Origin of the sequence: Ralstonia sp. AU12-08, from assembly GCF_000442475.1 — a bacterium.
GTDB classification, from domain to species: domain Bacteria; phylum Pseudomonadota; class Gammaproteobacteria; order Burkholderiales; family Burkholderiaceae; genus Ralstonia; species Ralstonia insidiosa.
Genome location: NZ_ASZV01000042.1, coordinates 67,930 through 87,845 on the forward strand (window position 1 = coordinate 67,930; position 19,916 = coordinate 87,845).

Consider the following 19,916-nt stretch of genomic DNA (forward strand, 5'->3'; position numbering starts at 1 on the left):
AGAACGCCCGGCACTAGCCGGGCGTTTTTCATGGGCACTCAGCCAAGAATCGGCTTGGCCCCCGGCATCGGGTACCCGCGCTCATCCGTCGGAACCCGCTGCGTCTGGAACGCAATGAACAGCGCTTGAAACTGGCCGTCGATCTCCACGATGACGGCGCCGTCCTGCTGCGTGCCGTTCTCGCGTGAATGGTCTTTCACTCCGGGCTGATGCACGACCGGATTGCCCTGGTTCATGTGCGTCTCGTGCAGGCCGTTATGCTGCGGCTCGAACAGGTAGCCGAAGCCGTAGACGGTGACATCGCCGCGCGGCGGCCAGCCTTTGCGGTCGTCGTCGCCGGAGCTGCCGTGGTAGACGTAGTCGATCGGCGCGGCGGTGCGGTCGAGCGTGAGCATGGTGTCGACCAGCGCGTTGATGTCGTTGTGTTCGGTGGCGGTATCGAGCGCAATCGGCTGCATGTTCGGGAAGTCGACCATGCCCGCATCGCGCACGTAGTCGATGCGCGGAAATCCATCCTGATGCAGGCCCGGTTCCAGCGCGGCCAGGTCGGCTGTCATCGGCAGCTTGAAGTCCTGCGTCCACTGATAGAGCACGTGGTAGCCGGCCTCGCCCGCACCAGGCATGGTCGAATCGGATTTCACGTTGGCGAGCACGACAAACTCCGCGCCGTCCGGCGTCTCCACCACGATCGCGTAGTGCGGATTGCCGTTGTAGCCATCAAGGTAGGGCACGCCAAATTTCAGCTTGCCCTTGAATATGCAGTAGTGATTGGCCATGCGATTGCTCCCTCTTGCGGTGCGTTCACGGACTGCCATTGCAGCAGCACTGCGTGAACCTTGTGTGGAATGCACCACGCTCGCAAACAAAAACGCCCGGCATCGACCGGGCGTTTTGATAGGTGGGGCGAGCGCTCAGGCCTGCTTGCCCAGCGTGTCTTTCAGGAGCGTATCGAACGAACTCCACTCCGGCTCGCCCACGTAGCGCTTGAGGATGCGGCCGTCACGGTCGACCAGAAAGGTGGTGGGGGTGAGCTGCACGTCGCCGAAAGCCTTGGCGGCGGAGCCATCGGCGTCCATCGCTACCTTGAAGGGCAACTGGCGCGTCTGGCTGAAGTTCATCACGTACATCGGTGCGTCATAGCTCATCGCCACGGCCACGTACTCCAGGCCCTGGCCCTTGTACTTGTTGTACGTCTGGATCATGTTGGGCATTTCCTTGACGCACGTGGTGCAGCTCGTCGCCCAGAAGTTGACGAGATAGACCTTGCCCTTCAAGTCTTGTGTGGAGAGCTTCTGCCCATCGAGCAGCGTGAAGGTGGCCGCCGGCACGTGTTGCGACGGTGAGAACGCGCGCCAGCCGAACCAGCCGGCAACCGCCAGCACCAGCACGATGACGGGCAACAGCCAGCGGCGGCCGGAAGCGGCAGCGGGCGTGGCAGCAGCAGAGGAAGTCAGGGTCGAGGCCATATCGGCAACGGCTCCGGAAATGGGGAACAAACGCCTATTGTAGGCCCGTCGCGCCGAGCCCGCTGGCTGGCTGCGACATTCTGTCTATTGCGATTTCAGCGTCACTTGCCGCTGGCGAGCGCCGTTTCATAAAGCGCCAGGTCCGCCGCGGAGAAGCAGCAGAAGGTGATTTCGTCGAGGCCCGTGCCGTGCTCGCGTGCCATGCGCACGGCAATCGGCGCGGCCAGGTGCGGCGGGAAACCGTACACGCCGGTGCTGATGCATGGAAACGCGATCGTGCACACGCCGTGCTGCCGTGCAAGCGCCAGGCTGTTGCGATAGCAGGCGGCCAGCAGCGTCGCCTCGTCCTGTCGGCCGCCGCGCCAGATTGGCCCGACGGTGTGGATAACGTAGCGCGCGGGCAGGCTGAAGCCGGGCGTGAGCTTGGCCTCCCCGGTGCGGCAGCCGTGGAGTGCACGACACGCCTCCAGCAATGCCGGCCCGGCAGCGCGGTGGATGGCGCCGTCCACACCGCCGCCGCCCAGTAGCGAGCTGTTGGCGGCGTTGACGATGGCATCGCAGTCGAGCGTCGTGATGTCGCCGCGCAGGGCTCGCAGGGTGGTGGTTGGGGGAGGCATGGCACGGTCCTTGGGGATGCGGCGGCGGTCTCTGCTCGATAATAGGCCGCTGGTGGCCCGACAAAACAAGACGGAGGCGGCGTGGCAGTCACAACAACGGCAGGTTGGCGGATAGGTTTAGGCGTGGCAGCGTGCGTGCTGCTGATGGCGTGCTCGCCCAAGTACGACTGGCGCACGGTGCACTCCGACGAAGGGGCCTACACCGTCGACTACCCCGCCAAGCCCACCGCCGAGGCCCGCCCTATCGCCATCAACGGTCAGCGCCTGCCGATGACGATGCAGGCCGCCAGTATTGACGGCACGCTGTTCGCCATTGGCGTGGTGGTGTTGCCGGCAGATGATCCGGTCTGGCGCCAGCAAGCGGTGGATGCCCTGCGTGCCGGGCTGTCAGCCAACCTCAAGGGCAACGTGGCCGTGCGCGACATTGCCGTGAAGACGGCTGCACAACCACCGCTGTCGCTGCCCGCAGTGGAGCTGGTTACCCAGGGCGCGGGCGGTGACGACCCCGCGCCGCGCCGCCTGACCGCCCGCGTGGTCGCCACGGGCAAGCACGCCTACCAGGCGGTCGTGCTGGAATCTGGCGATGCGGCACTGGATGCGCGTCAGCAGGAACAGGTCGAGCAATTCCTCGCCAGCTTCCATCCTTACTAGAGCAGGCCAGCCAAGCATCTGCGCCTTACGCGTTGGTGTCTCCTGTCACCAGCGCCTGAGCGCCTCTCGGCCGAAGGATTTTCTCAACCAGGCGTGCCGACATCTCGCGGCTCAACAGCCTTTGCAAATTGGCAAGCAACCGATTCTGCGTCCCCACAATCCGATAGCTCCGATTGCGATCCAGCGCCCACAACGCGTCCTGCACTACGTTCGCGACAGGCATGGGTGTGCCGACAGCCGCTTCCTTTGCACCAACGACATCAAAAAAGCCGGTTTGCGTTGCGCCAGGACACAGCGCGACGACCCGAATGCCGCGATGCCGGTTCTCGGCCCAAACCGCTTCCGAAAATGACAAAAGAAAGGCCTTGGTTGCGCCGTAGATCGCCATATAAGGGTCGGGCTGGAACGCGGCGGTTGACGCGACGTTGATGACGGCGCCATCGGATCGTGCCTGCATCCCCGGCAGCAGGAGATGCGTCAGCTCGACCGCGGCCATGCAGTTCACCAGCACTTCATCGCGTTGGCGCGCCCACGAAATCGTTTCGAAGCGTCCGTATGCCGCAAAGCCGGCATTGTTGATGAGGACATCAACGACCGTGCCGGTTGCCTTGAGAAGATGTGCCACCGTGGGCACGGCGTCCGTTGTGCTCAGGTCGACCGTCAGGAAATCGGCGTCGCAGGCGTAGTCGCGGCGCAACTCAGTGGTCAGCTCGTGCAGCTTGTCGCGGGAGCGTGCAACCAGCAGAAGTTTCGCGCCACGTTTGGCTAACGCGTAAGCAAACTCGCGCCCGATACCCGACGATGCCCCCGTGATGAGTGCTGTTTTTCCGCGAAAGTCGAAACGATTCTTCATGGCTTGCTGATGAAGTGGAAAGTGGAGCGGACTGTAAACCGTTGACTAAAGGCAACGGTCAAGCCCTAATGACGGTCCACAACATTGGGTAGGAAGAGGCAGCATGCGCATCGGCGAACTATGCAAGCGAGCGGGCGTTTCGCGCGATACCGTGCGCTATTACGAGCGGACGGGGTTGCTGGACAAGGCAGCACAACCTCACGCGACCAATACTTACAAGCGCTATTCCGAAGTCTCGCTACAGCGGATACGGCTGATCATCCACGCGAAAGCGTTGGGTTTCACCCTCGCAGAAATCAGCGACGTCATTCATGTCTGGGACAGTCCGACGTTTGCTGTTGCGCAAAAGGTCGCGTGTCTGGAAGCAAAACTCGCAGAACTCGATGAAAAGAGCCAGGCGCTGACCACGCTGCGCGCGGGGCTGCTGAATGCGCTGGCCAAAGTCGGCAGCGATTGCGTCGAAGGACATGTCGCGTGATGAGGCGCTGTCGGTGATATGTACAAAGCGGAGAGTTGGTTCCTGTCTTAGCGAGCTACCGTGTCTGCTCTCAGGAAATCCATGCGGTATGGCCCCAGGTGCGCCATCTGCGTTGCAAGACGCGGGTTGCCATCGATGCGCTCGTCGCCCAGATCCCAGCGATGATGCTTCCGCGAGCAGTTGACGATCCAGTCTAGGCGGGGTGCTCAAACAATTCGGCCCAAGCGCGCTGGCCGCAGGCGGTGCACAATCGTTGCTTTCCGCTCCACCGTTCCACACCACATCACGGGGAACCATCATGACGTTGCAAGTCTGGCTGGCCTTCTTTCTGGCCGCCTGGGTGATCGCCATTTCGCCGGGCTCGGGCGCGATCCTGTGCATGAGCCACGGGCTCACACATGGCGTGCGCCGCACATCGGTCACGATTGCCGGGCTGGAGCTTGGCATCGTGGTGATCCTGTTCATTGCGGGTGCCGGGCTGGGCGCGCTGTTGATCGCGTCAGAACATGCCTTTACGGCCATCAAGATCGTCGGCGCGATGTATCTGATCTACTTGGGCATCGTGCAATGGCGTACGCCCATCCAGATCGCCAAGCCTGCCGAAGGTGAGCCGGTGAAGGTGTCTGGCAGCAGTGCCCGCCGCCGCTTCCTGGTCGGGCTGCTCACCAACCTGACGAACCCGAAGGGCATCCTGTTCATGGTGGCCGTGTTGCCGCAGTTCATTGATCCGGCCAAACCGCTGCTGTCGCAGCTCGGCATCCTGGCGGCAACAATGGTGTTCGTCGACCTGATCGTCATGCACGGCTATGCGTTGCTGGCTTCGCGTGCGCAGCGGCTGTTCCGGAACCCGCGTGCGCTGCGCTGGCAGAGCCGCTTCTTCGGCGGCATGCTGATGAGCATCGGCGCCGCGCTGTTCTTCGTGAAGCGGCAGACTGCCTGACAGTTACCGTGCCTGCGGGGCTGGCCGCGTGCCGAGCCCCGTGCGCGCAATCACCAGCGCCCCCACCGGCGCCACTGCAAACAGCAGGAACAGCCAGCGCGATGCGGCGCCCAGATCCGGTGCCGGGCCCGCCGCGCCCAGCGTGTTGAGCACCACGCCGCCCAACGCGGCTCCTAACGCCGTCGCCACCAACTGCACCGTCACGATCGACGCCGATGCGCGGTCATGGTCCTCCGCCGGCGCCGCCGTCATGATGCGGTTGCCCAGGTGCGGCCACACCACGCCTACGCCCAATCCCACCAGTGTGAGTGCGACGATGATCAACGCAGTCACCCACGCATCGCCGGCGCCCATCGGCACCAGAAACGCCAGTACCAGCAGACCCACCGCGCACGCCCACGGCGCCACGCGGATCACGCGCGTGACCGACGCCTCGCGCAACGCCGCGCTCAGGATGGCGCCCAGCGTCCAGCCCGCCGAGGCCGTTGCCGCGATGTAGCCGGCAATCAACGGGCTCTGCCCATGCAACCGCTGCAGGAACAGCGGCACGAAGATCTCCGTGCAGGTGACCGTCACGGCCAGCAGCGCAGACACGCCGTACAGCGCGGCGAGCGCTGTGCGGCCCGTGTAGGCATCGGCGGGCAGGATGCGGCGGGAGGAGTGCATCTCTACGCGGCGGATCGCCAGCAGTGTGATGCCCGCTGCGATCAACCCAAGCGCGCCAAGCCACGGCGTGTCGCTGACGCTGGCCCACGAAGCGGCTACCACGGCCACCGCCAGGAGCACAAGCTGACGCGCCGGCGCGGGCGTCGGATGTTCTGCCTGGGTGGTCGCCGGTTTCAGCACGACCACCGCGGCGGCCGCCGCCAGCGCGATCAGCGCGACCAGCGACCAGAACGCCAATCGCCACGTCGCGTACTGCGCAAAGATGCCGCCGACCGCTGGCCCGAGCAGGGTCGCAATGCCCCACATGCCCGAGAGCAGCGCCAGCGCGCGTGGCCACAGCGGCTCTGGCAGCACGCTGCGCATCAGCACATATGGCGCCGACAGCAGCACGCCGCCGCCCAACCCTTGCAGCACGCGGCCGACCAGCAGTACCGGCATGGCTGGCGCCAGCGCACACAGCGCCGAGCCGCCGCCGAACACCGCCGCGCCCAACAGGTAAGCGCCGCGCGGCCCGATGTGCTGGATCACCTGTGCCGCCACTGCCGCCCCGGTGATTGACGCGACGATGAACAGCGTCGTATTCCACGCATAGAAGGCCACGCCGCCGATGTCGTCGACCACGCTCGGCAGGATCGTCGTGGTCAGGTACAGGTTGATGGCGTGCAGCGCCACGCCGGCGGCCAGCACCAGCACGCGCAGCGCATTGGCACCGCGAAACAGATCGAGCCACGAGGCATCGTCTGCGGTGATTGAGGTTGAACGCATCTTGGGCTCCAGCAAGGGATTGGGGTGGACACCTGCAAGGCGCGTCAGCCAGGTTGGCTGTGACAGTCCGCTTGCGTTACATCGCTCGGTATCGCACTATCTTGACGTCAAGATAAAAACGAGTTGTCTCGACGTCAAGATAACCACCGCTGGAGGAAGGGAGAATGGACCGCGCTGAACAGGCCGTCGAACAATGGAATCGCGAGCGCCCAGACCTGGATGTCGGCTCGATGCTGCTGCTCGGGCGCCTGGGCGAGGCGGCGCTCGTCATCGCGCGTGAACGGCTGAACCCGCTCTTTGCGGACTTCGGCCTGCAACCCGGCGAGTTCGACGTGCTCGCCACCCTGCGCCGCAGCGGCGCGCCGTATGCGCTTACGCCCACTGCGCTGTACGACGCGACGATGATGTCCTCGGGCGGCATGACCAATCGCATCGATCGCCTGCAGCAGGCCGGCTGGGTGGAGCGCCGCCCCAATCCGGAAGATGGTCGCGGCACGCTCGTCGCGCTTACCAAGGCGGGGTTTGCGTTGATCGACAAGGCGGTCAGCGCGCATGTGGAGAACCAGCGTGCCGTGCTCTCGGTGCTGACGGACGCCGAGCAGCGGCAGTTGGCGAAGCTGCTGGCCAAGCTGATCGACGGCCAGCGCGCGGACGAGCGTTAGTCCGCCTTCACCCCACGCCGATACTGGATCGCCTCACCCACGTGCACGGCATCGATCTGCTCATCGCCAGCCAAATCTGCGATGGTGCGGGCGAGCTTGAGCACGCGTGCATAGGCGCGGGCAGACCACGAGAAGCGCGTCATCGCGTGGCGCAGCAGACCATCGGCGGCATCCGTGCGGGCGCAGTGCAGATCGATCTCGTGGCCGGCCAGCAGCGCGTTGCGCTTGCCTTGGCGCGTGAGTTGCCGCGCATGTGCAGCTGACACGCGCTCGGCCACGTTGACCGTAGGTTCGCCCGGCGGGCCGTCCAGCAGTTCTTCCTGCGAGGGCGTTGGCACTTCGATCTGCACGTCGATGCGATCGAGCAGCGGGCCGGAGATGCGCGCCTGGTAGCGCTCAACCTGGTCTGGCGTGCAGCGGCACGCGCGCAACGGATGACCGCGATAACCGCAGGGGCACGGGTTCATCGCGGCAATCAACTGGAAGCTGGCGGGGAAGTCGGTCTGGTGCGCGGCGCGCGAGATGGTGATGTGGCCGGTCTCCAGCGGCTCGCGCAGGACTTCGAGCACGCGGCGCTCGAATTCGGGGAGCTCATCGAGGAAGAGCACCCCCTGGTGCGCCAGCGAGATCTCGCCCGGCCTCGGCGTATTGCCGCTGTAAAAACGCACGCTAAGTGCGAAGATGGGTCCCATGAGCAAAATAGATGCGACGAAGCCCTCGTCCCTCGTCGCGGGACCCGTTCGAGCCATCGGCGTTCAGAGTCGAAGCGTCACCGGCACCTTTCCTGACGGCAGCCGCTATGAGTCTGCGCTTGAGCGTGATTTCATGCTGCTCTTGCAGTTCGATCCAGCAGTTGACGTCTATACCCCTCAGCCACTGACCTTGCGCTATCAAGATGCGGATGGTGAAGCGCGGCGCTACACACCTGATGGGTTGATCGAGTGGCGCAGTGATCTGGCCCTGCACGACCGACGCCCTGTTCTTGTTGAGGTCAAGTATCGGGAGGCATTCGAAGGCGACTGGCGTCGTTGGAGAAGCATTGCTCGGGCAGCTCGCAATTACGCACGAGATCGTGGCTGGGATTTTCAGATCTACACGGAGCGAGAGATACGGACGCCCGCGCTGGAGAATGCTCGATTTCTGTTGCCCTACCTGCGCAGGACGAGTGCTTTTGAGACCGAAAGCTGGCTGCTTGATGCTCTTCAGGCAGAGCGGGAAAGCACGCCCAAAGCTTTGATCGGCGGTCTCTACCAGGACAAGTGGAACCAGGCAGCATTGATCCCGATTCTGTGGAAGCTGCTTGCCGAACGCCGTGTGGGTTTCGATCTGACGGTGCCACTGTCCATGCAATCCCCAATTTGGTCACTGAGAGAGCCCTCATGAGCCGACTGATTCCAGGTTCACCAGTGATATGGCGTGAGCGCCGCTGGGTGCTGGTGGACATCCCTGCGATTGACCGCGCGCTCATTCGCGATCCCGTGAGCGGCAGCGTTGAAATTGCTGATGTCGATGAGATCAAAGCGGACTTGCCGCCTAGCGCTAACAATCACGGTCTCATGACGATCTCCGATGAGGAGTGGTCCGACGCATGGAATCGCTTTCAGGCGATTCGGCCCTTGTTGGACCGAGGCAGTCGCCAGCGCACCAACGAGGAAGTTGAGGCAGTGGCGCGTGCGTTGGGGAAAGACCGTGCGACCGTGTATCGGTGGATCGCAAAATGGGAGCAAAGCAAAACGGTCTCAGCCTTGCTACGTTCCGGGCGTAGCGATGCCGGCAAGAGTCGTCTATCCGACGAGACGGAAGCCATCATCCGCCACGAGATCGACACGTTCTATTTAGTACGCGAGCGGCCAACCGTCGTTGAGCTCTGGGAGCGTGTTGCGCTGGCTTGCAGAGCGAAGAGCCTTCATGTTCCCAACCTCTCGACCATTCGCAGGCGGGTCGATCGGCTGCCAGATCGGCTGTCGATTGCAAAGCGCTTCAGCCCAAAAATGGCCCGCGAGACATTTGAGCCGATACGAGGGGCGTTCCCTGGTGCGGATGTGCCGCTTGCCGTTTATCAGATAGACCACACGCCGATTGATGTCAGTCTGGTCGATGACAAGTACCGCCAGCCTATCGGGCGCGGCTATCTAACGATTGTGGTGGATAGCTGCACGCGCATGCTGGCGGGGTTCTGCGCTTCACTTGATCCACCCGGAGCTCTTGCCACTGGCCTCGCTATGGCTCATGCGATCCTGCCGAAAAACAGGTGGCTTGCAGAGCGAGAGATTGATGCGAGCTGGCCGATACACGGTATTCCTGCCAAGGTCTATGCAGACAACGCAGCAGAGTTCCGGGGAACGATGCTGGAGCGCGCATGTAGCGAGCACGGCATCATCATCGAGAACCGGCCCAAGGGTCAGCCCAACTATGGCGGTCATGTGGAGCGCCTTTTCCGGACGTTCATGAAGCGAACGCAGAGCCTGCCGGGAAGTACGTTCTCCAATGTCGAGCAGCGAGGAGAGTACGACTCTGATGGGCGAGCAGTGATGACGCTGAGCGAGTACACCCGATGGTTCACGATCTTCGTCACGAAGGTCTACCACCATCGCCCGCATAGCGGCATCGGCAGAGTCCCCCCGGTGAAGCTCTATGAACAGTTCATCCTAGGAACTGATCTGCGTAAGGGGATCGGTCTGCCGGAACCGATCGCTGATGAGTTCAAGCTTCGTATGGACTTCATGCCATTCGTCGATCGCACGATTCAAGAATACGGTGTCGTCATCGACAACATTCATTACTACGCCGATGTGCTTCGGCCCTGGATACATGCCCGCGATCCGCACAATCCAAAGCTCAAACGGAAATTTGTGTTCGTTCGTGATCCTCGGGACATCGGAGAGGTTTACTTTCTCGATCCTGATACCAAGACCTACTACCCGATACCGTACCGTGACCTGACGCGTCCCCGAATGAGCGTTTGGGAGCTGAATGCCATCCTGAAGTACATCTCGGAGCATCCGGAGCTGCAGGCCGACGAAGACACCATTTTTGAGGGGCTGGCAGAGATGCACAGCATACGTAGCGAAGCGAGTGAGAAGTCTCGCAAGGTGCGGCGGCAGCATCAGCGGCGATCGGGTTGGAAAACGGGCGCGGAAGCTGGCAGGCAACAGCAATCGCTCCCTGAGCCGGAAGGAGAACAATGGGGCGAGGATGTGCAGCCATTCGATGACATCGAGGAAGCAGAATGACAGAATTCGCGCATCTTTCAGAAACGGCAGCCAGCAAGCTCGCACTGTCCAACCGAGATCGAATTCAGCACATCAAGAAGGCTCGTTGGATTGGCTACGGACGCGCACGCGAAATTCTCAGCAAGCTCGAAGACTTGTTGGCCCACCCGGCCCAGGCGCGCATGCCAAACATGCTTCTCATTGGCGAGACCAACAATGGAAAGACCATGCTGGTTTCAAAATTTCGCGAGAAGCATCCGGCTGAGGCGAATGTTGACGGCGACGCCATCAACATTCCTGTCCTGTATATCCAGGCCCCTCCGGGACCAGATGAGCGAGGGTTCTATAACGCAATACTGACCCGGCTATTTGAGGCGTCCCCGAGATCGGAGGCTACCGATGCGAAGCGCGATCGCGTCGTCGGGGTGCTTCGCCGAGTCAAACTCGGCATGCTAATGATTGACGAGATCCATCATCTGCTGGCTGGCGCTTACGTCAAGCAACGCAATTGCCTGAACGTTCTGAAGTATCTAGGCAACGAACTCTGCGTTCCGCTCGTCGGCATTGGTACGGCTGAGGCGATGCGAGCCATTCAAACTGATCCGCAGTTGGCGAACCGGTTCACACCCGAGGTATTGCCGAGGTGGGAGAGGAATGCAGAACTTGCGCGACTGCTCGCGAGTTTTGAGCGAGTCATCCCCCTGCAAAGAGCATCGCAATTGGTTTCCCCCGCGTTAGCTGCGCGCATTGTTGATGCCGCTGGAGGGACGATTGGCGAAATGTCGACGTTGCTCAATATGGCGGCGATTCACGCGATAGAGACTGGAGAGGAGCGCATCACGGCGGAGATTCTGGAGGGATGTGGATATGCCTCTCCCGTGCAACGAAAGCAAGCGGCCTCGGCCCTCTAGAGCATGGCTGAGGTGGGGTCTATTTGGCCGCTCCATCCTCAGCCCCAACCAGATGAGTTGCTGTCGTCGTGGATGATTCGACTTGCTCACGCCAACCGCTTTAAGGTTCATAGCTTCTATTCGCAGTTCTTCGGCCGCGAGCGCCAGGTGTGGACGCGAGACATTGACCACTTCGCGCCGTCCTGGTTGCTTCATGGCTTGTCAATGCGGTCAGGTCTGTCCATTGAGAGGTTGGAGAGACTGACGTTACGGCACCTTGAGTCAACAGTGTTTGAACGCTTCAACGAAAAGGGCATGACGCGGTGGGTCATGCCGTTGAGCGTTTATCACCGCACTCGCCGAGCTTACGGGCAGCAATACTGTCCAGTCTGTTTGTATGAGGATCAGGTGCCATATCTACGATGGCATTGGCGGCTAGCGTTGATGGCTGTGTGCACAACGCACGGCGTCTTGCTGGAGGATCGCTGCCCGGCATGTCATCGCCCCCTTGCTCCTCATCGTGTCGATACAGCCAGGAATTGCGCAGCGCCAGCGTGCGATTTGCCGATTCATCAATGTGCGTATTGCTGCTGTGAACTTGCTCAGAAATCTGGGCTATTGATGCTGCATGGCACGGGCTGGCAAACGCATATCTCCAACGTGATCGGCACCGGCTATGCTGTCGTTGGAGGGCATCCCGTCTACTCGCATCTGTACTTTGATGGTTTGCGCTTCATCATGGGCGGCTTGCACCGTGCACGTGGTGCGGGTCGAACTGCCGCTTTTGAGCGGTTGCCCCCCAATGAGCGGGCAGCTCGTCTACAAGAAGCCATATGTCTCACGCAATCATGGCCGAATGAATTTCTGGCGAAGTGTGCTTCGCTGCCCCAGCCCTACACCATGTTTGCGGCGGGTCGGTCGGACATGCCTTGGTGGCTTGCCTCAGTGTTGACGAAACACGTCAGGCAGACCCGAGCCCGACTTTCTGTAGCTGAGGCCCATGCCATCGCCTCGGCCGTAAGTGGTCTTCCTGGTGCGCATACCGCTCACGCCGCGCGAAAAATGTCCGGCCGTGACATCAGTCGAATGCTTGTGCGGCCACTTGTATCGGATGCTGTGGCCGAGGAGTTGATCGACTGTTTGGATGCAGAAGCGCGGACGGCCACACCGCTCTATCGCCGAATCTTGCTTCGTGACAAGGCCATGTTTCTTGTGGCCCGAGAGTTGCGATTGGACATGACTCAGTTACTTGCCATGAAGGTATCTAGGCAGGGGAACGTGAAGAGCGGTGATGGGGCATTGCTGGTGATGTCGCGGCTCACCCCCGTGACCAGGGGTGCCCTGCTGTTTTATTTGCGGTCCGTTCGCCCCGCGCTGCTGCGGCTGCCAGGTGACGGTGCTTTGTTTATCTCGGCGAACGGAATGGCGCTTGGAAGGAGCGCCGTGGGTATGCGGTTTGCCAAGGCTGCGCGTATCACTGGACTGCAAGATGCAAAGGCAGGCTGGCTTGCTTGGGTGCGAGGTTGAGTTTAGTTGTCGAGTAGTCGGTACCGGCTACGGGCATTTTCCATTTTCAACGCTATGTGTGAATTCCATCGCTAGGCGCGACTGGTCGCGCTAACCAGTAGAAGGATCGTGGCTACATTGCCGTGTCAGTGCTTTATCCGGACGGTCAGTGCGTAGGGCGGCCCGCCGCCACCGTGAGACCTACTGGATAAGGCCGAGCGCCATCAGTGCGGTCTTGATAGCGGTCCCGGCGACGGACACAGCTGCGAGCGCGGCCCCCCTACTGTTCCATTGAGCGCTCTGTTGGAAGGCTTCGGCCTGATCCGCATCCCAGCCGGTGGGGACCTTGATGCGGGCTGATTGGGCCCAGCACGCTGCAGAGCACGACGCCAGCAGCGCCGAGGCGAAATCAAAATACACAGAGGGATTCATCCGTTTTCTTTTTTGGTCAGTTAGTTCTCTTCCTACATTAGAAGCTCAGGCTCCGCCGAGAGAATTTCACGAGCCCATGGTTGCATGTTGAACGGGAACTCTAGTCCATAGGAAACGGCCGATGCTCTAAACAGTACCCCCTTACCCTCCAAACCTCGCACGGTGCCGTTGTTTAGGCTGTACTCGACCGACGCGGCCTCGTCACGGATGTAGGGAACCAAAACTGCCTTCTCGTCCGGTGTAAGCGTTGTCAGCCACTTTCGTCTGACCTTCCGCATTCGCGCAGCGTCTAGCAACGAGCCGATAACATTGCAGACCCATGCGAGCCCGTGCGCGAGCAGAAAGGCGCAGGAAGCCAGCAACGCGAATCCAATCCACATGCGATACGTCGCGAGAAAGTCCGCGAGGCCTGCGGCAGCAATAACGTGTGCCGGAGCGAATAAAAGCGCCCCGCTAGCGAGTGCGATGGCAAGTAGAGGCTTTACTGCAATCTGCCCCACCGCCTTAATGCCCTCAGCAATGTCCCCAATGATGCCCATGTCAGCGTTTTCCTTGGTGTTTGTCGATGTAGCGAACGAAACAGGAAAAAATGTTGAAGTTGGCTAGACCATCTCGTTCCCAACGTAGGCCCGTCAGCTCGTGAAGACCGGGATCAAACGCTACGACCACCGGACGCCGCGTTCTTGAGACCTGACGCTGGTGGCTCTTTATAGAGCATAGGCTGAAGAGCCAACCAGCGGTTCTTACGTACATCTCCGTCCATGCGAGCCAGCCACCGGCATTCCGCCGCGTTCGTAAACGGGAGCGGCAGCCGCATCACGCGTTGGGCACAGTTAGCATGCAGCATGGGTCGTCAAAGCCCCATGTAGTCCTCAAGCTTTGTGAGAGTGTGTAGTGGCGATGGAACCTTTACCCAGAGATCTCCGCGTGCCTGAGGTACGCCTGCTCGCAATTGGTGCGCAAAAATTCCGAGGAGAGCCGCATCATCGTCAGGTTGGCGGTGCAAGATCGCAAACTCAGTGCCTCTCGGTGTCTGATGCTGGCCGAAATCCGCCGCAAACTCAGTGGCGGCGCCGTTATTGGGCAGTAAGCGTGTGCGATAGCAGCTTATCCCCCGCTTTGGATGACCGATCGGCTTCGCTATCGACCAGTAGGTCGGCACCTCTGCATCATTCACTTGCATGAGTCGCTGAACTGACGTTGGCACAAGCAGGTATTCCAATCCTGGATTGTTTACGCGGCGGGGATTCAGGTGAATCATTGTTGGAGCCAAGTCCCGGACACGCACTATTCGTAGCGTGTCGCAGACATCGGGAGCCGATATGCCGCCTTCGAATTCGATCATTCCAGACCTGGTAGTCCGATCTTTCAGATAAGACCAATGCTTGGCGTGTCGAGTCGAGTCGATAAAGACAACGGCATTGGGGTCAGTTGCTGCAACATCACCCAGGACGCTAGCAGTAAAGCGTTGGAAGAATCCGCGTGCCGCTTTGCCCGTGGCAATGCCGAGGCGGCGACGATTTGAGAGATAGCGCAAGCCATCGTCGAACTGCATCCAGTCCGAAAACACTTCTTCGCTTTCCTGATGAGCGATCCGGACCTGTGTGCGGCCGCTCGAAACGTCGATCCTGACGGCCGCCAATACGGTGCGCATCTGCCCCGGTAGGATCATGACACTCGCAGATCCGATGGCGGCAACCTCTTTGGGTTGGCGCGAAGAGCCAGCAAAACAGCGAGCGATTGCGGCCTCAAGCCCCATGACGTGGCCGCTGTGGGCGAATACCAGATCGAGTACTGCGGCCTGCAGCCGCATAAGATAATTTTCAAGCTTCCCCTGTTGGGCCGGCAATAAATACTGGACTGTGGCCCCCAGTTCCGTCGCTAGGGTTCGCCGTGCCGCAGCCTTGTTGATCCAATCGTCTCTCCTTCGTTTTCCGTTGGACTCATACCACTCTGCGGCTTGTACCAGGAACATCGGCCTGGGACCGTAAGCGTGCGCTTGCGAAAACGCCTTCCAAGCCTCCATTCGCGCTTCATAGCGGACCGCAGTTCTGCTTGTTGCCTCCGGCAGCTTTTCCTGAGGACCGTGCACATCGCGTGGCAAATCAATGGCGATGACGCGGACAGTGTCACCGAGCATCAACTCGATGACGGACTTGATCCAGGGCTTTTCATCGCTGGATTGCATCAACACATACAGCGTTTTCCGATCATCATTCCTGACGGGGCCACCTTCGCGAATTACTGTGTTCACAACGTCCGCGAGACTGCCGTACTTGGCGTCCAGCGCTGGACGCTTCTTACCGAACCAGAAACTCAGCGGGCGACGCGTCAGCGCAACAATACGCTCGTCAACCGACTCCTCTGCGCGGGTTTCCTCGTCGTTGGACATAGTGTCAGCGAGGTGTGCCAGGACAAGTGAGGCCTTTAGAACACTTAGTTTTGGCATTGCCGGTGTTCGATGTTTGACTTCTTGATATGCATCGAATGGAGAAAAACCTACTGGCTTAAGCAACTCGCATACGCGCTCAAAGGCGTCGATTTGGTCCGCGCCCGGCACACCGGCGTCGAGGATCGAGCTGCCACCTTCGGTCACGCCAGCCTTCTGCATGACAAGAGCAACCTTGTCTCCGTCCTTGGGGTACATGGTGATCCGGCCATTTTCGAACCCAGGCAACAAGTCCAAATTGACAGCAAGATCCTCATAGCCTTGGTCGGTACGCCACCCGTGCTCGTCCGAGTAATTGACATCGAAGCGGAATGCCATGCCAGGCCGAAGCTCTGGTGCAATCACAAAGCCGCCGATACGTTTGGTCTTGAACACCTTGTCACTAAACGACGTTGCCCAGCGTCGTCGAATAAATCTCACATGTACTAGCGGTTGCGTTGCACCAGGGTAGGTTTCCAGCGATATCACGCAAACTAAGCTGAAGAAACCACCGCCTTCCTGCCGCGGTAGTGTCATCAATTCCGCTTGGTTCCCTGATGCCGCCCCGACGACACGATAGACAGGGCCTAGCTCGGGGAAGATTTCGTGGCCCGCAAGGCATGATGCAATCTCAGATGCCGCAAGCGGGTATGGCTCGTACTGCCCACGACCGGGCGCCCCCCATGGGTACAGGCGGACTGATTGGTCCTCCGTCTCGACGAGCTTTCCTTCATTGAAGAGCTTTCCTAACCTAAGCAAGCCAGCTTGTGGCGAACCGAATTTCTCTGCGAACTGTGCAAACGGTCCCTGTAGCCATCCTGATAGCACGTCAAGGAGAGTCTGACGATTGAACTGGGCGCTATGCACATAGCCGAAAGTGACTGGCTCGGATTCTTCGCTGAAGTACGACAAACCGACATCGTCGCCAAGCATTAGCCAGCCAGATTGAAACACGTTCAAGCGCGTACGTAGGCTTACGAAGGGCAAATGCAGTGCATCCATTTTCATCGTCCGCTGGGCGTTGGCTAAACTCCCGCGTCGGATCTCGTGCAACGTATCGATGGCTTCGCGCGTCCAGGCTACGCGCGTGACCTGTACGCTGAACGGTGTGCTGCCACCATTGAATTGCAATGCCAACGCTACCGTACGTGCTTGCACTGTAGTTCCCCCTCAGAATGGCGATTCTTCATCCCAGAACGGGTTCTCGCCCCAACTTTCTGGAATGTCGTTGTGTTGCCCGGGCCCCTTCGTCCTGATGCCATCGATCTGCATCAACGGCTCTAGAAAGGGCATATAGAGCTCCCGATACAGGAGCGCTTCCCTTGGGTCCGTTGAGTGGACGCCTCTATTCAGGATTTCTCGCAACTGCACCAGTATGCTGCTCTTGCTGTCGTCCTCTTCGTTACGGCTGGAGCGCTCTGCCCACGCCCGGTCGATAAAGAAGCATTGGACAGGGCAGCCGTTGCGCATTGCACGTCCAATGGTTTGCAATAACGGTACCGCGATATTGGCCGTGAAAGGTTCGAACAGTTTCTCGTCTAGCGATCGAGCGAATAGCGGGTGGCGCAATAGTCGGCCTACACGGCCGTAGAGAGCAGATCGCGCCGCCGACCGTACTTTACCTAGCTCCGCCAACTGGGTGATTTCATCCAAACGGCGGGAATTGAAGTCCTGAGTTGCCCTGGCACCAATGCTGACAAGCAAGCTCAAGTCATCTGGAGACGGGTGTGGGCGTGTTAGGAAGTAGAGTGTCCCTAAAGTGGCATCACGACGACGAGGCCCTTCGCTGAAGACCACGTTTGTACCGCGCCCAAGTGCTCCCATAGGGAAAATCAAAATATCCCAGGAGGCATCGTCGCCAAGAGCCTCAACTCGTCCTGGGGTTACGTAGCCGTGGCTACCAGCGTGCAGCGGGATATCTTGGACTACCGCGATAACCCGATCGCGCCATGCCCCAAAGCGCTGGTCAATGAATTGCTTGAGTCGTTCGCTCTGTTCGTAGCTATTGACTATGAACGCGGCCTTCCGGCCGATGCCACTGCGCACATCAAAGCTTCGACAGTCACGAGCTACCAATGAGTCAATTGGCCCGCCGTCCAGCAATGCAGTGACCATCTTCTGCAAACTGTGCATGCGAGCCCGCTCAGATCTCTCGCCGCTAAATCTTAAGTGCTGGCGCTGGATTGAATCGCGGTCTTCAATTGGGCGGAAGGCGTAGGCAGATTTTGCTGCAGGCTCCGAAACTTCTGGGCGGTGGAGAAGATAGGTGGGTGGTACGTCAATATGGTATGCGGGGCTTGATGGTAGGTAGCTGGTTGCGCTGGTCAACAGGACAGCAGGACCGTCGCATCGACCATCCTTGTCCAAAACCCACTCGTGCAGGTGATACATCAATGCCCGTGGTGCACCTGAGAAGACGACGTACTGGAGCTGAATGTCTTGGAGCCGATCCTCGCTTCCGTCGCTGCGCTTCGTCGTAAAGAAGCGGACTCCAGATAGGCTACCAAGTAGGTTCTCCGGTGTCGCAAGCAGGAGATTGTCTGAGCACCTCTCATCAACTCGGATTGCAGGCGCTAGTCCATCCTGCGCGAGCATCTGCAATCGAAATGCCAGCCGCCGGTAAGAAAGCACGGTAAATGTCACTGCCATTAGCAGTGGAACGAGCATTTGCGCGTCTGCGTTGTCGCTGCCTCGCAAATACGGTGCGAGTAGCCGCACCACCCGCTCTTCGGACTCTAACCGGGCTCTCATACTGGTTACATTGAGCCATTCAGTCAGGCATCGCTTCAACTCGTCGGCATCCTTGACTACGTCTGCCAATGGTCTTTGAAAGGCGTCGGCTGCACGGCGCCATTCTTCGTTCGTCGCCGCTGGGCTGGGCTGCGTGGAACCGCGCGATTGGAAGGCGGAAACGGCAGCACTTTCCCAGACATAGCTGAGCGCATCCTTGGCTCGCGCGTTTGCATCCAGGTACTCTAGCGCACGATTCAAACCGCTTAACTTGCGAGGTGAAAGCCAATCACCGATCAGGCGAAGCGGTGTAAGCAGCAGCCCTTCAAAATCACGCCGCAATTCATCACTCAGACGATGGATTGCCGTGACCAGCGCGATGTTTAGCTTCTCGAATTCGACGCACTCGACCATGAATTCCGCATAGTCAAGGTTGCGCAACCGCGCATTCGCGCCTGACGCCAGCATCTGCAGGAAATGCTGTTGGATCTGCTGATGAAAGGAAGCCTGGTAGCCGGACAAGCGCAGCTGCGAGATGCCGCTCATGTCGAGATCCTGCTGTGCCTTGTCCGCCTCGTCGAATATCACCACGTCGAAGTTGCGCGCGATCATCTCGAAATAGCGCTCGTCGTCGTGCGTCGTATGTGAAGGTACCTGTGTATCGGCAGACCGAATGTGGCCCAGCCAAACCGTGGCGTCCGGCAATTCTCGTGCGGCCCTGTTTGCCGAGCAGACGGACCATGCCGGACACAAGTGAGACCGATAACGGTCTTCTCCGTCGCGACCTCCCTGGTCAACCTTCTGCTGCACGGATCGACAAAATCGGCTCTCGATAGTGAAAGCCTGCTCGGGAGCATCGGTTAGAGCCGGTAACGCGCAGGTGCCCTCAAACAGGTTGGCTGCCGCCGTAGATCGGGCAAAGCCCCGCAGATCATCCTCTGTGGCGAGCGCTTCAGCTAGCTTAATCGCATGCGTGCGCCGAGTCTCGGGGCTTTGGCCGACAAGAAGACCCGGTTTGACACCGTAGCGGTGCAGGTCCTCAAGATACTGGCGGCAAACTTCTATTGACGGAAAGAATACGGCTGCTTTGATAGCCCTCCGTGCTAAATGACGGAGCAGGCAAACAAGCAGAGTCGTCTTGCCGGCGCCCGGTAGCCCGATCAGGTGTTTGACTCCTTCCAGGGTAAGAACCTCTTGCTTCCCCAGGGAGCCATCCTTGTGAGGCGCAGTTAGCGTAGTCGCTCGTAGGCGCTGCTCCCAATTTCCTGGACGCTCGGCTGCCATCGCTGTGTCGATGCGATCCATGTCCTGCGCTTCTTCCAGTAGAGCATTCCAAGGAATCTGCACTTCTTTGACGCGCGTACGGGATGGAGAATGCTGGGCCGCAGTCGGCAATCGGAACGGAATGCCTTTGACAGCGTAGCGGCGATGCTCGTCGTCATATCGCACGCTGATGAACATTGGCTTTTCTGGGCTGGCAAGTGTGAGCCCATGGGGGCGCCTCACTGGCGCACTTTGCAACTCTTCAAGCGCTGCCTTTAGCCTGTCACTAAGCAGGTCAAATACCGGCTCAAATGTTAGGGTTCGCTCATTTATGCGGAAGAGAAAGCCGGACTCATG

16 protein-coding genes and 2 pseudogenes are annotated in these 19,916 nt (G+C 60.0%); 9 read left to right on the plus strand and 9 right to left on the minus strand.

Annotated elements, in window-relative coordinates; translation table 11 throughout:
• Nucleotides 1-38: 38 nt before the first annotated feature.
• The 3 genes from C404_RS49770 to C404_RS49780 form a co-directional block, all read right to left on the minus strand.
• The gene (locus C404_RS49770) at nucleotides 39-776 is read right to left on the minus strand and encodes a DUF2278 family protein (RefSeq protein WP_021196302.1); all 738 of its coding nucleotides are present in this window, start codon (nucleotides 774-776) and stop codon (nucleotides 39-41) included.
• 135 nt (nucleotides 777-911) lie between these two features.
• On the minus strand, nucleotides 912-1,466 hold the full coding sequence (locus tag C404_RS49775; protein WP_021196303.1) for a TlpA disulfide reductase family protein: 555 nt from the start codon (nucleotides 1,464-1,466) through the stop codon (nucleotides 912-914).
• A 101-nt stretch (nucleotides 1,467-1,567) separates the two neighbouring features.
• Nucleotides 1,568-2,083, minus strand: coding sequence for an O-acetyl-ADP-ribose deacetylase (locus C404_RS49780; RefSeq protein ID WP_021196304.1), 516 nt, complete (start codon nucleotides 2,081-2,083; stop codon nucleotides 1,568-1,570).
• An 81-nt stretch (nucleotides 2,084-2,164) separates the two neighbouring features.
• Here C404_RS49780 and C404_RS49785 point away from each other — a divergent pair, with 81 nt between their 5' ends.
• A complete protein-coding gene (locus C404_RS49785; RefSeq protein ID WP_037012267.1) occupies nucleotides 2,165-2,734 on the plus strand; it encodes a hypothetical protein in 570 nt (189 codons plus the stop codon).
• A gap of 25 nt (nucleotides 2,735-2,759) precedes the next feature.
• Here the strand turns inward: C404_RS49785 and C404_RS49790 are convergent, their stop codons facing one another.
• Nucleotides 2,760-3,587: an SDR family NAD(P)-dependent oxidoreductase gene (locus C404_RS49790; RefSeq protein ID WP_021196306.1), complete on the minus strand. Its 828-nt coding sequence runs from the start codon at nucleotides 3,585-3,587 to the stop codon at nucleotides 2,760-2,762.
• A gap of 103 nt (nucleotides 3,588-3,690) precedes the next feature.
• Between C404_RS49790 and C404_RS49795 the strand changes: the two genes are divergently transcribed.
• Nucleotides 3,691-4,065 carry a heavy metal-responsive transcriptional regulator gene (locus C404_RS49795; RefSeq protein WP_021196307.1) on the plus strand — a complete coding sequence of 125 codons (375 nt, stop codon included), beginning with the start codon at nucleotides 3,691-3,693 and terminating at the stop codon, nucleotides 4,063-4,065.
• A gap of 298 nt (nucleotides 4,066-4,363) precedes the next feature.
• Nucleotides 4,364-5,005: a LysE family transporter gene (locus C404_RS49800; protein WP_021196308.1), complete on the plus strand. Its 642-nt coding sequence runs from the start codon at nucleotides 4,364-4,366 to the stop codon at nucleotides 5,003-5,005.
• A 3-nt stretch (nucleotides 5,006-5,008) separates the two neighbouring features.
• Here the strand turns inward: C404_RS49800 and C404_RS49805 are convergent, their stop codons facing one another.
• The gene (locus C404_RS49805; RefSeq protein ID WP_021196309.1) at nucleotides 5,009-6,436 is read right to left on the minus strand and encodes an MFS transporter; all 1,428 of its coding nucleotides are present in this window, start codon (nucleotides 6,434-6,436) and stop codon (nucleotides 5,009-5,011) included.
• 164 nt (nucleotides 6,437-6,600) lie between these two features.
• On the opposite strand from C404_RS49805, the gene C404_RS49810 reads away from it, so the two are divergent.
• Nucleotides 6,601-7,098 (plus strand): MarR family winged helix-turn-helix transcriptional regulator, encoded by a 498-nt coding sequence (locus tag C404_RS49810; RefSeq protein WP_021196310.1) that lies wholly within the window; start codon nucleotides 6,601-6,603, stop codon nucleotides 7,096-7,098.
• Here the strand turns inward: C404_RS49810 and C404_RS49815 are convergent.
• Nucleotides 7,095-7,751, minus strand: a pseudogene (locus C404_RS49815) (ATP-binding protein); the annotation flags it as partial. The gene C404_RS49810 and the pseudogene C404_RS49815 sit on opposite strands and share 4 nt — an antisense overlap.
• Before the next feature lie 37 nt (nucleotides 7,752-7,788).
• Between C404_RS49815 and C404_RS60065 the strand changes: the two are divergent.
• From C404_RS60065 to C404_RS60715, 5 genes and pseudogenes are all read left to right on the plus strand, one after another.
• Nucleotides 7,789-8,481, plus strand: a complete 693-nt coding sequence (locus tag C404_RS60065; protein ID WP_021196312.1) for a heteromeric transposase endonuclease subunit TnsA — start codon at nucleotides 7,789-7,791, stop codon at nucleotides 8,479-8,481.
• The gene (locus C404_RS49825; RefSeq protein WP_031329801.1) at nucleotides 8,478-10,331 is read left to right on the plus strand and encodes a helix-turn-helix domain-containing protein; all 1,854 of its coding nucleotides are present in this window, start codon (nucleotides 8,478-8,480) and stop codon (nucleotides 10,329-10,331) included. The genes C404_RS60065 and C404_RS49825 overlap by 4 nt, the downstream gene beginning before the upstream one ends.
• Nucleotides 10,328-11,221 (plus strand): TniB family NTP-binding protein, encoded by an 894-nt coding sequence (locus tag C404_RS49830; RefSeq protein ID WP_021196314.1) that lies wholly within the window; start codon nucleotides 10,328-10,330, stop codon nucleotides 11,219-11,221. Before C404_RS49825 ends, C404_RS49830 begins: the two co-directional genes overlap by 4 nt.
• A 3-nt stretch (nucleotides 11,222-11,224) precedes the next feature.
• Nucleotides 11,225-11,665, plus strand: a pseudogene (locus C404_RS61040) (TniQ family protein); the annotation flags it as partial.
• A 156-nt stretch (nucleotides 11,666-11,821) separates the two neighbouring features.
• The gene (locus tag C404_RS60715) at nucleotides 11,822-12,727 is read left to right on the plus strand and encodes a hypothetical protein (protein ID WP_235180663.1); all 906 of its coding nucleotides are present in this window, start codon (nucleotides 11,822-11,824) and stop codon (nucleotides 12,725-12,727) included.
• A 443-nt stretch (nucleotides 12,728-13,170) separates the two neighbouring features.
• Here the strand turns inward: C404_RS60715 and C404_RS49845 are convergent, their stop codons facing one another.
• From C404_RS49845 to C404_RS49855, 3 genes are all read right to left on the minus strand, one after another.
• Nucleotides 13,171-13,677: a superinfection exclusion B family protein gene (locus tag C404_RS49845; RefSeq protein WP_021196317.1), complete on the minus strand. Its 507-nt coding sequence runs from the start codon at nucleotides 13,675-13,677 to the stop codon at nucleotides 13,171-13,173.
• A 314-nt stretch (nucleotides 13,678-13,991) separates the two neighbouring features.
• Complete coding sequence (locus tag C404_RS49850; protein ID WP_064496166.1) at nucleotides 13,992-16,724, minus strand: RNaseH domain-containing protein; 2,733 nt, start codon at nucleotides 16,722-16,724, stop codon at nucleotides 13,992-13,994.
• A gap of 12 nt (nucleotides 16,725-16,736) precedes the next feature.
• Nucleotides 16,737-19,757: a hypothetical protein gene (locus C404_RS49855; RefSeq protein WP_031329802.1), complete on the minus strand. Its 3,021-nt coding sequence runs from the start codon at nucleotides 19,755-19,757 to the stop codon at nucleotides 16,737-16,739.
• Between the last annotated feature and the right edge of the window lie 159 nt (nucleotides 19,758-19,916).

What these genes read in the sequence shown, in the direction of transcription:
- C404_RS49795 (WP_021196307.1), top strand. Translation starts at nt 3,691, where the DNA reads ATGCGCATCGGCGAACTATGCAAGCGAGCGGGCGTTTCGCGCGATACC.
- C404_RS49780 (WP_021196304.1), bottom strand. Translation starts at nt 2,083, where the DNA reads ATGCCTCCCCCAACCACCACCCTGCGAGCCCTGCGCGGCGACATCACG.
- C404_RS49770 (WP_021196302.1), bottom strand. Translation starts at nt 776, where the DNA reads ATGGCCAATCACTACTGCATATTCAAGGGCAAGCTGAAATTTGGCGTG.
- C404_RS49845 (WP_021196317.1), bottom strand. Translation starts at nt 13,677, where the DNA reads ATGGGCATCATTGGGGACATTGCTGAGGGCATTAAGGCGGTGGGGCAG.
- C404_RS60065 (WP_021196312.1), top strand. Translation starts at nt 7,789, where the DNA reads ATGAGCAAAATAGATGCGACGAAGCCCTCGTCCCTCGTCGCGGGACCC.
- C404_RS49825 (WP_031329801.1), top strand. Translation starts at nt 8,478, where the DNA reads ATGAGCCGACTGATTCCAGGTTCACCAGTGATATGGCGTGAGCGCCGC.
- C404_RS49775 (WP_021196303.1), bottom strand. Translation starts at nt 1,466, where the DNA reads ATGGCCTCGACCCTGACTTCCTCTGCTGCTGCCACGCCCGCTGCCGCT.
- C404_RS49800 (WP_021196308.1), top strand. Translation starts at nt 4,364, where the DNA reads ATGACGTTGCAAGTCTGGCTGGCCTTCTTTCTGGCCGCCTGGGTGATC.
- C404_RS49855 (WP_031329802.1), bottom strand. Translation starts at nt 19,757, where the DNA reads ATGTTCATCAGCGTGCGATATGACGACGAGCATCGCCGCTACGCTGTC.
- C404_RS49805 (WP_021196309.1), bottom strand. Translation starts at nt 6,436, where the DNA reads ATGCGTTCAACCTCAATCACCGCAGACGATGCCTCGTGGCTCGATCTG.
- C404_RS49830 (WP_021196314.1), top strand. Translation starts at nt 10,328, where the DNA reads ATGACAGAATTCGCGCATCTTTCAGAAACGGCAGCCAGCAAGCTCGCA.
- C404_RS49810 (WP_021196310.1), top strand. Translation starts at nt 6,601, where the DNA reads ATGGACCGCGCTGAACAGGCCGTCGAACAATGGAATCGCGAGCGCCCA.
- C404_RS60715 (WP_235180663.1), top strand. Translation starts at nt 11,822, where the DNA reads ATGCTGCATGGCACGGGCTGGCAAACGCATATCTCCAACGTGATCGGC.
- C404_RS49790 (WP_021196306.1), bottom strand. Translation starts at nt 3,587, where the DNA reads ATGAAGAATCGTTTCGACTTTCGCGGAAAAACAGCACTCATCACGGGG.